Source organism: Occultella gossypii, assembly GCF_019947135.1.
GTDB lineage: Bacteria > Actinomycetota > Actinomycetes > Actinomycetales > Beutenbergiaceae > Occultella > Occultella gossypii.
This window is the reverse complement of the sequence record NZ_JAGSHT010000010.1, coordinates 165,070-177,296: the sequence shown is the minus strand read 5'-3', so window position 1 is coordinate 177,296 and position 12,227 is coordinate 165,070. Positions and strand designations below refer to the sequence as shown.

11 protein-coding genes are annotated in these 12,227 nt (G+C 71.6%); 9 read left to right on the top strand and 2 right to left on the bottom strand.

Features of this window, described 5'->3' with window-relative positions:
* Positions 1 to 19: 19 nt before the first annotated feature.
* Positions 20 to 829, bottom strand: coding sequence for a TIGR03089 family protein (locus KCQ71_RS09775; RefSeq protein ID WP_223405289.1), 810 nt, complete (start codon positions 827 to 829; stop codon positions 20 to 22).
* Between the two features lie 238 nt (positions 830 to 1,067).
* Between KCQ71_RS09775 and KCQ71_RS09770 the strand changes: the two genes are divergently transcribed.
* From KCQ71_RS09770 to KCQ71_RS09760, 3 genes are read left to right on the top strand one after another with little or no spacing between them, the layout of a single operon-like run.
* Positions 1,068 to 1,313: a WhiB family transcriptional regulator gene (locus tag KCQ71_RS09770; protein ID WP_308116625.1), complete on the top strand. Its 246-nt coding sequence runs from the start codon at positions 1,068 to 1,070 to the stop codon at positions 1,311 to 1,313.
* 31 nt (positions 1,314 to 1,344) lie between these two features.
* Entirely contained in the window at positions 1,345 to 5,094 is a 3,750-nt protein-coding gene (locus tag KCQ71_RS09765) for a glycosyltransferase (protein ID WP_223405287.1), read from the top strand.
* Position 5,095: 1 nt separating this feature from the next.
* Positions 5,096 to 6,649 (top strand): DUF5719 family protein, encoded by a 1,554-nt coding sequence (locus KCQ71_RS09760; RefSeq protein ID WP_223405285.1) that lies wholly within the window; start codon positions 5,096 to 5,098, stop codon positions 6,647 to 6,649.
* 30 nt (positions 6,650 to 6,679) lie between these two features.
* On the opposite strand, the gene KCQ71_RS09755 is transcribed toward KCQ71_RS09760, so the two are convergent.
* Positions 6,680 to 7,156, bottom strand: a complete 477-nt coding sequence (locus KCQ71_RS09755; RefSeq protein WP_223405283.1) for a metallopeptidase family protein — start codon at positions 7,154 to 7,156, stop codon at positions 6,680 to 6,682.
* Between the two features lie 73 nt (positions 7,157 to 7,229).
* On the opposite strand from KCQ71_RS09755, the gene KCQ71_RS09750 reads away from it, so the two are divergent.
* From KCQ71_RS09750 to KCQ71_RS09725, 6 genes are all read left to right on the top strand, one after another.
* The gene (locus KCQ71_RS09750) at positions 7,230 to 7,631 is read left to right on the top strand and encodes a DUF3499 domain-containing protein (protein ID WP_223405281.1); all 402 of its coding nucleotides are present in this window, start codon (positions 7,230 to 7,232) and stop codon (positions 7,629 to 7,631) included.
* A 23-nt stretch (positions 7,632 to 7,654) separates the two neighbouring features.
* Positions 7,655 to 9,139: a phosphomannomutase/phosphoglucomutase gene (locus tag KCQ71_RS09745; protein WP_372453987.1), complete on the top strand. Its 1,485-nt coding sequence runs from the start codon at positions 7,655 to 7,657 to the stop codon at positions 9,137 to 9,139.
* Positions 9,132 to 9,344, top strand: a complete 213-nt coding sequence (locus KCQ71_RS09740) for a Trm112 family protein (RefSeq protein ID WP_223405279.1) — start codon at positions 9,132 to 9,134, stop codon at positions 9,342 to 9,344. The genes KCQ71_RS09745 and KCQ71_RS09740 overlap by 8 nt, the downstream gene beginning before the upstream one ends.
* 45 nt (positions 9,345 to 9,389) lie before the next feature.
* Positions 9,390 to 10,313, top strand: coding sequence for a cation diffusion facilitator family transporter (locus tag KCQ71_RS09735; RefSeq protein ID WP_223405277.1), 924 nt, complete (start codon positions 9,390 to 9,392; stop codon positions 10,311 to 10,313).
* A 98-nt stretch (positions 10,314 to 10,411) separates the two neighbouring features.
* Positions 10,412 to 11,371: a cation diffusion facilitator family transporter gene (locus KCQ71_RS09730; protein WP_223405275.1), complete on the top strand. Its 960-nt coding sequence runs from the start codon at positions 10,412 to 10,414 to the stop codon at positions 11,369 to 11,371.
* Positions 11,368 to 12,225: a glycosyltransferase gene (locus tag KCQ71_RS09725; protein WP_223405274.1), complete on the top strand. Its 858-nt coding sequence runs from the start codon at positions 11,368 to 11,370 to the stop codon at positions 12,223 to 12,225. Before KCQ71_RS09730 ends, KCQ71_RS09725 begins: the two co-directional genes overlap by 4 nt.
* Positions 12,226 to 12,227: the final 2 nt, after the last annotated feature.

Below are 12,227 nucleotides of genomic sequence, written 5' to 3'. Positions count from 1 at the left end.
CACGCCCGGCCTGCACGCGTCAGGCCGTGACAGCCTCGACCTGTGCGAGGTGGGCGAGGTCGGCCTCGGAACGCGGCTCCCCGACGAGCACGACCGAGCCACGCTCGGCCCAGACCGCCAACGCCGTGGCGAGCGCAAGGCGTGGGTCGGCCGCAGCCACCAGTACGCGAGGCGCGGTCGCCGTCGAACCGGTGGAATCCTTCGACGGCGGACGACCCGTTCCGGGCCTGGCGGCGTCGGCGGCCGTACGACGTGCCCAGGCGAGCAGGCCGGCATGCGTCGCGTCCTCGACCGCCGGAGCCTCCGGGTCCACGTCCGGGAGCATCGTGAGCACGTCGGGGTAGGTCATCAGGTCCGCTGCGCCGTCGATCACGCCCGAGCCGAGCGGACCGTCGAAGGATCTCGCGAGCGCCGGTAGGGCGACCGCGATGACGGCCCCACCTGCGCGAACGCGTCCGTGCGCGCCGGCGGGGCGGTCGGTGACGACGGTGTCCGCCTCCGGCCCGGCGCCGTCGGCCCGCGGAACCGGGTCGGTGCCGTTCCCGTCCCCGAGCGCGACCGCTGCCCCGGCCCGCAGGGCAGCCAGCGACCACACCAGACCACGCCAGTGCACGGGCAGTTCGACCCCGACGACCACGCCCGGTCCGGCGACCGCGTCCTCGGTGAGCAGATTGGTCGCCTTGATGACCCAGTTCGCCAGGACCCGGCCCGAGAGCTCCACCCGCTCGCCGTCCGGGCCGTACCAGGTCAGCCGCGGCGAAGTCGGATCGGTGGCCTGCCAGAACTCGACCAGATCGAGGACGGAGTCGAGGGAGGTATCGTGCGCCATACCTGCGAGCGTAGGCCGTGCACGACACGCCGGTGACCGCCATCAAAATCCGCTCTCGGCTTGACTCAGGCGGGTTACACGCGTGTAATTCAATGCAAGCGCCTCGTTCCCGGGGTGTCCGAGCAAGGGGCATGTACGACGATTGGGGTAAGCCGTGTGGAACATTCTGGGAGAGGGACCTCTCACCAACGGAATTCCGCATCCGGTCCCGGCCCCGCGTGTTGAACTCGCGTTCCCGGTGGACGGCTACGTCGATGATGACGGCGCGCTGTCCTGGCAGGAGCGCGCGCTCTGCGCGCAGACCGACCCGGAAGCGTTCTTCCCTGAGAAGGGTGGATCCACCCGTGAGGCCAAGCGGGTCTGCGTGTCATGCGAGGTCCGGGTGGAGTGCTTGGAGTACGCACTCGAGCATGACGAGCGGTTCGGAATCTGGGGTGGCCTGTCCGAGCGTGAGCGCCGCAAGCTCAAGCGCCGAGCGATTTGAGCGGGCCTCGGCGCCTGCCGAGTGAAGCAGTATGAAGGCAAACGCCGCTGATATTCACTCCGCTCCCACCTGGAACACGCTCGCCGTGGTGGTGGGCGCGGCGGACTCCCCGTACCTACCCACCACGCTCGCGGCGCTCGCGGCGCAGACCGTCGCGCCCGAGCACCTCCTGATCGCGGCACTCGGGCGCAAGCCCCGGGCGGCGGACCTGCGGCAGGTCGCGAGCGATGCCGGCCTGTCGCCCGAGAACATCACCATCGTCCCGACACCCGGGGCACGGACCTTCGGCGCGGCGGTTCGCCGCGCACTGACGCAGAGTGGGTTCGACCCGGCCGCCGACGACGACGTCGATGGTCGAGCCAGACGCTGGCTGTGGCTGCTCCACGATGACTCGGCGCCCGAGCCGGTTGCACTGGCCGAGCTGCTCGGCGCCGTCGAGGGGAGCAGGGCGATCGCGATCGCCGGTGCCAAGCAGGTCGACTGGGACGAACCGGACCGGCTGATCTCGGTGGGCATCAGCGCCACGTTCGACGGCCAGCGATTCACCGGCATCGAGGACGGTGAGATCGACCAGGGTCAGCATGATGGTCGAGAGGACGTCTACGCGGTCGGTACGGCGGGCATGCTGATCGATGCGACGCTGTGGCGTGCCCTGCGGGGCCCGGACCCGGCTCTCGGGCCGTTCCTGGACGGGCGGGACCTGTCCCGCCGGGCCCGCCTCGCTGGCCACCGGGTGGTCGTGGTGCCGCGCGCGGTCGTGCGGCATGCGCGCTCCGGCTACTTCGGACTCCGGGATGCCGACGGATCGCGTACCGAGGAGCCACGCGCACAGGAGCCGCGGCGCTCGTTCCGCGCCCGACGTCGGGCGATCCTGCACGTCCGGCTCGCCCAGGTCCCGGCCGTCCTGGTGCCGCTCGTTGCCCTCGCAGCGATCGTCGCGGCACCGGTGCGGGCGATCTGGAGGATCGCGACGAAGGAACTCGAGCTGGCTGGAGAGGAGTTCCTGGCCCTCGGCGTCCTCGCCCACCCGCGCGCGATCGCCTCGGCACGCCGTCAGGGCCGTGCGACCAGGAGGCTTCCGTACCGACGCCTGCGGCCGTTGCAGGCCTCCTGGTGGGACGTCTGGCGACTGCGCCGGGACCGTCGACTGCAGGCCGTGGCCGAACGACGGGCGGCGCGCGCCCCGAGCGAGTTGGAGATGGCCGAACGTGCCGCCGTGGCACTGCGGCGTCGGCTCACCCTAGGCTCCGTGCTCGTCGTGGTGGTCGCGCTCAGCCTGCTCACCATGGCACCGGTCGCCTTCTCCGGCGCGCTCACCGGAGGAGCGCTGTTGCCCGTCGACGGGACCTTCGCGCAGATCTGGGACGCCGCGCTTGCTCCGTGGATCGGGACCGGCGACGGCCACCCGGGTCCGCCGGACCCGTTCCTCGCGGTCCTCGGCCTGCTCTCGCTCGTGACCGGCGGACCTCTCGGCACACCGATGCGGCTCAGCATCGCCGTGCTGCTCGTGGCGGCCATGCCGCTGGCCGCGCTGGGCGGCTGGTTCGCCGCCGGCACCGCCTCCCGCTCCGTGCTGCTGCGGGCCTGGGCTGCGCTCGCGTGGGCGCTCGGCCCGCCCTTGCTGCTCGCGCTCGGCCACGGTCGCCTCGGGGCGGTGATCGCCCATCTGGCCCTGCCGTTCGTTGCCCTCGGCGTGATGCGGGCGCTCGGCCTGGACCGACGCGATGTGGTCATCTCGGGCATGATCGGCGCGCAGCGGGTCTCGCCTCGCTCGAGCGAACGCGATGGCGTCCTGTCCGGGGAGGCGAAGCGGGCCAGGCTGGCCGCACTCGCGGATCCCGAGGCGGCGGACCCGGGTGCCGAACGTGACGAGGACGAGAAGGCCACCACCGAGGGTGACAGTCCCGAGGACGTCACTGCCGTGGACGGCACGTCGGCCGCTGATGGACCCACCGACCGGTCCACGATCGACGAGGACGACTCCGACGCGACGAGCGATGCGAAGCCGACCACCGATGGGCCCGACCGCCGTTCGCCTTCACGTCTCGACGATTGGGACTCCGACGACCTCCCGGTCATCGTGTCGAACACCGCGGGCGACTACGTGCCGGAGGATGAGCCCGAAGCCGCGACGGTGATCACCCGGACGTCCAACATCGGATCGCTGGGTGCCGCCGCGGCGGCGGGTCTCGCGTTCACGATCGCGTGCGCCGGCGCACCGGTCCTCCTGCCCGCGGGCATCCTCGCGCTCGTCCTGCTGGCTCTCGCCCTGGGCCGCCGCAAGCGACTCGCCGTCGGCCGCAAGCGTTTGGTTCTCGTGGCTCTGCCTGCCCTGGTCGTGCTCGGCCCGCTGCTGTCCCACGCGGTGGCCACGGCCGCCGCCGGCGGGTGGCGGCTGATCTTCGCCGACCCCGGGGTGCCGTTCGCCTCCGATCCCGGCCCCGCGTGGCTCACGCTGCTCGCCTGGCCCGCGGCCCCGACCAGTGTGCCGTTCCTGGACGGGACCGCCGCCACCGTGCTGCCGCTGATCGCGTCCGGCACCGTGCTCGCGGCCGCGGTCCTCGCCCTGTTCCGTGGGGCCGGCCGGGCCCGCGCCATCCGGATCGCGTGGCTTCTGGTGGCGCTGGGTGTGCTCACAGCGGCCGTCTCTGTCCGGGTGCCGGTCGCGATCGGGCGAGCTCTCGGTACCGACACCGACGTCGTGGTGCAGGGCTGGGCCGGGCCGGGCACCTCGCTCGTGCTGCTCGGGTTGCTCGTCGCCACGCTCGCCGCCGCCGACGGTCTCAAGGGCAGCCTGGGCCAGGTGAGTTTTGGCTGGCGCCAACCCGCCGCAGTGGTGGCGACGGTGGTTGTGGTGGCCGGGTTGGTGTGCTCGGCGACCCTGTGGACCACTCGGGTGCTGGCCGAGCGCAGCGGCGCCGAACCCGCCGGACTCGTGCAGATCGCCGCGCGCACCGCCGAACCCGTGCCAGCTCTCGGGCTGGAGGTGCAGCGACCGCCCCAGGGTGCCCGGGTGCTCGCCCTGACACCCACGATGGACGGATTGGACGCCCAGCTCTGGCGTGGCGACGGGCCACAACTGACCGAGACCGCCACCGCTGTCGCACTCGGGGGCCTGGTGCGGGTCGAGTCCGCCGACGATCCTGCCGACCCGGAGGCCCTCGACGCCGCGGATGCCGACCTGGGCGAGTTGGTGGCCGCCCTCGGCACCGGCACCGCGACCGACGCGGCCGTGGCACTGGCGAGCCACGCCGTCGCCGTCGTGGTCGTTCCCAGCGTGGATGCCAACGCGAGCGGCGTTCTCGCCGATCCGACCGAGCGGAGCCGCCTGGTCGCGCTGCTCGACTCGGTGCGCGGGCTGGACCGTGTCACCGAGAACGACAGCGGCGTGATCTGGCGCGTCAATCTCGGCGAGGGTTCCACGGACACCTCGATCGCCCGCGCTCAGGTGACCGACGCGAACGGTGCCGTGCTGGCCACGGTGCCCTCCACCGGCGTGACCGCGGCAGGCCGGATCACGGCGGACGGGACCGGGCGCACGCTGGTCCTCGCCGAGCGGGCCGATCCCGCCTGGCGGGCCTGGCTCGGTGGGCAGCCGCTGCGCTCCGTCGACGCGGGCTGGCGGCAGGCGTTCAGCATCCCGGACGGTGCCCTGGGCACCATCGAGGTCCGCTACGAACCCGCCCTGCACATGCCCTGGCGAGTGGTCACCGGCGTCGTGCTCGCGCTCACGGCCCTGCTCGCCCTGCCGACCCGGCGGCGCCGGCTGGAGGACACCTGAGATGACCTCGACACCCCGACTGAACCCTCGCCTGCGGGCGGTCGCCCGCGGCGTGGGCGCAGCCACCACCGGCCTACTCGTCCTCGGTCTGACCGGGGCGGTCGTGGGGGCAGCCACGCTGGCTCCGCCGCCGGGGGCCACGACCGTCGCGCCCCCCGAGATCAGCGTCGGCGCCGCGCCCCTGTCCATGGTGTGTGCCGGGCCGCCGCGGCTGGCGACAGACGACGGATCGGACATCGACTACGACGACGAGTTCGGCTCCGGTTCCGCGGACCTCATGGCGGTCGCCGAGGCCGTGGTCCTCGGCCGCGATGACGGCGAAGCCCCGGCCGCGACATGGTCTCCCGTCGGCGGCGACCCGGCCGAGGTACCGGGTACCGGGGACATCCGCTACCTGAGTCAGAGCGACCCGACCGGGCCTTCGTTCCTGCGGGCCGAACCGGACGGCGAGGCCACCGCGTTCGCGGCAGGCGCCTCAGCGGCGCGGTTGGACGGCGGCGACCTGCGCGGTCTCGCTGCGGCCGAATGCCAGGCACCGTCCTCCAACATCTGGTTGGTGGGCGGGGCGACCGAGCTAGGTTCGAGTGCCCGGTTGACGCTGACGAACCCGGGGGATACCGCGGTCACGGCGAGCGTGGACATCTGGGGCGCGGCCGGCCAGGTCAGCGCCGGCAACCCTGTCCTGGTAGGCCCAGGTGCCACCGAGTCGATCCTGCTCGAGTCGCTCTCCCTCGAACCACGGATCGCGGTTCGGGTCAGCGCTGACGGCGGTCGGCTGACCGCCGAGATCCAGGACAGCGCACTCAACGGGGTGGTGCCGGCCGGCACCGACCTGGTCACAGCCACCGCCGACCCCGCCCTGGACCTGACGATCGGTCCAGTGCCGCTGTCGGAGACGGACGCCTCCGCCCCAGCACCGTCCGTGGTCCGCCTGGCGAACCCGAACACCGAGCCCACCACGGCGACCGTGTCCCTGCTCGGCGCGGACGGCGAGGAGATCCTCGCCGGCACCGAGGGGATGATCCTCGAGCCCGGGGCGGTCACCGACGTCTCGTTGGCGGGCGTCCCGGCCGGCTCGTGGACCGTGCGGGTGAGCGCCGACCAACCGGTCACCGGTGCGGTCATGCTGACCCGGCTCGGCGAGGCCGGTGAGCTGGACCCGGATGAGCCGGTCCTGGACCGGGCCTGGATGCCAGGGCGCGCCGCGGTCGACCACGGGCTACTCGCCATCCCCGGCCTCGGATCGGTCGTGGATGACGCCGGAGTGGCCATCACGAACCCACTCGAGGAGGACCAGACGGTCACGCTGCGGCCGGTGGACGCCGCAGGGCAGGTCGGCGAACCCGTGGAGATCGACCTCGCGGCAGGGACCACCGTGAGCGTCACAGACCGCCTCGACCTGTCGAACATGGTCGCCGTCGAGGTGAGCGGTACGGCCGTCCTCGCCAGCGTGGCCCTGAGCGCGGAGGCCGCAGACGGCCAACTCCTCAGCATGCTGCCGCTCACGCCGGACGCCGACGAGGACCAGAGTGTGGCGGTGCGGCTCGGTCCCTGACGCGGTGAGCCGGCCCGGGGCGGCCGGGGCTCAGTCCCGGTAGGTGGGGTCGATGTCCTCCGGGTCCCGGCCGAGCATCTGGGCGAGCTGCTCCACCAGCACGTCGCGGACCAGGGCCGCGATGTCTTCGGAGTCCGCGGACCGGCCCACCACGGGACGCCGGTAGACGACGATCCGGTGACTCAGGCCCGCGGCGGGGTCCGCGGGGAAGTACCGACCCAGCGGGACCGCACCGGTCTCCCAAGGGGCTGGGGCAGACGGGGGGACCTCCTCGACGGCGAACTCGACGCCGTCGAGATCGGAGCCCAGGTGCTTCTCCAACCGTTCGACGGTGCTGAGCAAGGTCTCGTCGAACCGTTCCCCCCGGGTGCGCCAGCCCGGCAGCGTCGGCGGTAGGAGGGGACCTCGCAGCCCACGCCCGCGCCGATCCCGGCGGGCCGAGCCACGTCGGGACGGCAACACCACGCGGCTCAGGTCGTGGCCGGCAGCAGGCGGTTCCTCGGTCATGTGATCAAGGGTGCCAGAGTCGGCGGCGTGGGATCGCCGAGGAGGGCCGGGGAAGGGGGTAGCCTCTCATCTCGTGAGAGCGACACGAGGCTGCACCCGTTCCGCGTGCACGGCGCCCGCCGTGGCGACGCTCACCTATGTGTACTCCGACTCCACGGCCGTGCTCGGACCGCTCGCAACCAATGCCGAGCCGCACACGTACGACCTGTGCGCACCGCACGCCGAACGCCTGACCGTGCCGCGCGGCTGGGACGTCGTGCGCCTGGCCACCGAGTTCGAGCCCGCACCGCCGAGTTCGGACGACCTCCTCGCGCTCGCCGACGCGGTCCGGGAGGCGTCCCGCGCCACCCCGCCGCCGTCCGTGCCGGCCGCCCGCGGCCAGTTCGCCGCACCCGCGCCGGTCACCCAGGCCCGTCCGACCCCGCAGGCGGGCCGGCGCGGTCACCTCCGGGTGGTCCGCGACGACGGTGAGTGAGCCGGCCGGTAGGCTCACGTTCCGTGTCTGATCTGCCCGAGTCTCCCAACCTGCCGGACTCACCCGAGTCGTCCCGTCTCGACGCCATCGTGAAGGCGTACGACGTCCGTGGGCTCGTCCCCGACGAACTCGACGAGGACACCGCCCGCGCGCTCGGTGCGGCCTTCGCGGACGTCGTGGCCGCCACCGCGCACAAACCGGCAGTGGTGATCGCCCACGACATGCGCGCGACCTCGCCAGGCTTGGTGGCCGCGTTCGCCGACGGCGTCACATGGCGCGGTGTGGACGTCATCCGCGTCGGGCTCGCCTCCACCGACGGGCTCTACTTCGCCTCCGGCAGCCTCGATCTGCCGGGGGCCATGTTCACCGCGAGCCACAACCCGGCGCAGTACAACGGCATCAAGATGTGCCACGCCGGTGCCCGGCCCGTGGGTCGTGACACTGGCCTGGCCGACGTCAAGACGCTCGCCGCCGCCTACCTCGCGGAGGGGATCCCCGCGGCCGAGCCGGCCGGCACGGTGACCGAACGGGACCTCCTTGCCGACTACGCCCGCCACCTGCGCACCCTGGTGCCGCTGGACGGGGTGCGACCGATGAAGGTCGTCATCGACGCCGGCAACGGGATGGCCGGTCTCACCGCCGGCGCTGTGCTGGGTACGGACGCGGACCTGGGCGACCTCGGCCTGGACCTGGTGCCGATGTACTTCGAGCTGGACGGTACGTTCCCCAACCACGAGGCGAACCCGCTCGAGCCGAAGAACTTGATCGACCTGCAGACCACGGTGGTCGCCGAGCAGGCCGACATCGGCTTGGCGTTCGACGGCGACGCGGACCGGTGCTTCGTGGTGGACGAGCGCGGCGTCAGCGTGAGCCCGTCCGCGATCACGGCGCTGGTGGGCCTGCGGGAGCTGGAGAAGGAGAAGGCGGCGGGCCGAACGGCCACGATCATCCACAACCTGATCACCTCACGTGCGGTGCCGGAGCTGGTGGAGGGCTCGGGTGGGCGCGCCGTGCGCACCCGCGTGGGGCACTCGTTCATCAAGGCCGAGATGGCCGCCGAGGACGCCGTGTTCGGCGGCGAGCACAGCGCCCATTACTACTTCCGGGACTTCTGGTTCGCCGACACCGGCATGCTCGCCGCGATGCACGTGCTGCAGGCACTCGGCGAGGCCGACGTGCCGCTGTCCGCCCTCGCCGAGATCTACACGCCGTACTCCGCCTCCGGGGAGATCAACTCCCGGGTGGCTGACGTGGACGCCGCCCGCGAGCGGGTGCTGCAGGCGTTCTCCGATGACATCGAGGCCGGTGTGGTCACGGTGGAGGAACTCGACGGGCTGACCTTCACCCACTGGGACCAGACCCCGCGGTGGTGGTTCAACCTGCGCAGCTCCAACACCGAGCCTCTGCTGCGGCTCAATGTCGAGGCACAGGACGAGGACATCATGATCAAGATCCGTGACGGCGTGCTCGCGCTCGTGCGCGAGGGAGAAGAGGCCACCCATGACTGAGTCCCACCCCGAGAGCGACACGCTGCCGATCGAGGCCTGGCTACGGGCGATCGTGCGGTGCCCGGTCACCGGATCCGAACTTGTCGACGGCGTCGGACCGGACGGTGAGCCGGAACTCGTCAACACCAGCGGAGCCCCACGGCTGGCCTACCCGATCCGTGGCGGCGTGCCGGTACTGCTGGCCCACGAGGCGCGCCAGGTCTGAGCCTGCGCCTTTCGGCAGTAGCCCGAGGGACAACAAGGAGCGCCGATGTCCGTTGGTGGAGGCACGAAGGCCGTCGTGGCAGCCCTGGCAGCGAACCTGGGGATCGCCGTCACCAAGTTCGTGGCGTACGCGCTGACCGGCTCGAGTTCGATGCTGGCCGAGGGCGTGCACTCCGTTGCCGACTCGGGCAACCAGGCGCTGCTGCTGCTCGGCGGCAAGCGTGCCAGGCGCAAGGCCTCGGCGGTGCACCAGTTCGGCTACGGCCGGGCCCGCTACGTCTACGCGTTCCTCGTCTCGATCGTCCTGTTCAGCCTTGGTGGCTGCTTCGCCCTGTACGAGGCATGGCACAAGTTCTCCGACCCGCACCCGATCGAGGAGTGGCGCTGGGTGCCCGTGGCGGTCCTGCTGCTGGGCCTCGTGATGGAAGGGCTCTCGTTCCGCACGGCGGTCAGGGAGGCCAATCACGCCCGGGGTGCCACGAAGCTGACGAGGTTCGTGCGCCAGTCGCGCGCCCCGGAGCTGCCGGTGATCCTGCTGGAGGACTTCGGCGCGCTGATCGGTCTCGTGTTCGCGTTGTTCGGGGTGGGCATGACCCTCGGCACCGGGGACGGGCGCTGGGACGCGATCGGTTCCGGGGCGATCGGCCTGCTGCTGGTGGCCATCGCGGTCTTCCTCGCGATCGAGATGAGCTCGCTGCTCATCGGTGAGTCCGCGCTGCCCGAGCACCAGGCTGCGATCGAGGCTGCCATCCCCGGTGCCGGTGTGCTCTCCGTCATCCACATGCGCACCCTGCACCTCGGCCCGGAGGAACTCCTGGTTGCCGCGAAGGTCGAGGTCGCGCCGGACGCGGATGCCCGCGCCGTCGCCACCGCCATCGACGCGGCCGAGGTGCGGATCAGGGCAGCCGTGCCGCTCGATACCCAGATCTACCTCGAGGCGGACCTGCGCCGCCATCTCGCGCAGGACTGAGGTCGCGCCACACCGCGGTGCGCCCGTGGCCGCGTGCCGGGACGCCTTCGGTACGATTCCCTCCGACACACCTCACCGACGGACGGATACGGACTCACATGGCCGCAAGCGGGGGCACCAAGGCAGTCATCACGGCACTGTTCGCGAATCTTGGCATCGCGATCGCGAAGTTCGTGGGCTGGCTGCTGACCGGCTCCAGTTCGATGCTGGCCGAGTCCGTGCACTCGGTGGCCGACACCAGCAACCAGGCGTTGCTGCTGCTCGGAGGTAAGCGTGCGCAGCGCAAGGCCTCCGAGGTGCACCAGTTCGGCTATGGCCGGATCCGGTACGTGTACGCGTTCATCGTCGCGATCATTCTGTTCTCCCTCGGTGGGCTGTTCGCCCTCTACGAGGCGTGGCACAAGTTCTCCGACCCGCACCCGATCACCGAGTGGCAGTGGGTGCCGATCGTGGTGCTTCTGATCGCGATGGTCCTCGAGGCCACGGCGCTACGGACCGCGGTCATCGAGGCGAACCACGTGCGCGGCCGCACGCCGATCTTCAAGTTCGTCAAGACCTCCCGTTCCCCGGAGATCCCGGTGATCCTGCTCGAGGACACCGGCGCCCTGCTCGGCCTCGTGTTCGGCTTGTTCGGGGTCTCGATGACCCTGATCACCGGCGACGGCCGCTGGGACGCGGTCGGCTCCGCGGCGATCGGTCTACTGCTCGTGGTGATCGCGGTCTTCCTGGCCATCGAGATGAAGTCCATGCTCGTGGGCGAGTCGGCATTGCCCGAGCATCAGGACGCCATCGAGGCCGCCGTGGTGGGTGCGGGTATCACCTCGGTGATCCATATGCGCACCCTGCACCTGGGCCCGGACGAGCTGCTCGTGGCCGCGAAGGTTGAGGTCGACAGCGATGACCATGCCGAAGAGGTCGCGCGTGCCATCGACGCGGCCGAGGTGCGCATTCGTGAGTCGGTGCCGCTGAAGCTGACGATCTACATCGAGCCGGACCTGCGCCGCCCGGCGACCGCCGGTCCCGAATCCGACCTGTCGGGCGGCCCGACGATCGCATGAGTGCCGACGTCCCCGACATCCGCGTCGTCTGCGTGACGTTCCATCCCGGCGCGGAACTCGAGGACTTCGTGACAACGCTCTCGGCGGCGAGCTCGGCGCCGGTGGAGCTGGTGTTCGTCGAGAACGGAACGGACTCGACGGTCGCCCGTAGGGTGGCCGCCGACCACGGAGGAACCGTGGTGGAGACCGGGGCGAACCTCGGCTACGGGGGTGCGGCGAACCGCGGCGCGGCGGGGGCGCGCGGTGAATGGCTGGTGCTGGCCAACCCGGACGTCCAGTGGGGCCCGGGTTCGCTTGACGAACTCATCCTGGCGGCACGCCGGCACCCCCGGGCGGGCGCGCTCGGACCGGCGATCCTGAACATGGACGGGACCGTGTATTCGTCCGCGCGAGCCCTGCCATCGCTTCGGACCGGCACCGGACATGCGTTGCTGGTCCACGTGTGGCCGGGCAACCCATGGACGAAGGCCTACCTCACGACCCAGGAGAGCACCGAAGGTGTGGAGCGCGAGGCAGGCTGGTTGTCCGGCGCCTGTCTGCTCCTGCGACGACGCGCGTTCGAGGACGTCGGCGGGTTCGACGAGTCCTACTTCATGTTCTTCGAGGATGTGGATCTCGGCGACCGCCTGGCTCGGGCCGGCTGGACGAACGTCTACGTGCCGACCGCTCGAGTGGGCCACGATCAGGGCTCGTCATGGCGGGACAAGCCGGCCGCGATGATCCATGCCCACCACGTCAGCGCCGAGCAGTACCTGCGGCGCCGCTACTCGGCCTGGTACCTGTTCCCGCTCCGGTGGGCGCTCGCTGCCGGGCTTCGGGCGCGGTCCTGGCTCCAGATCCGCGCGTCCCGCTGAGC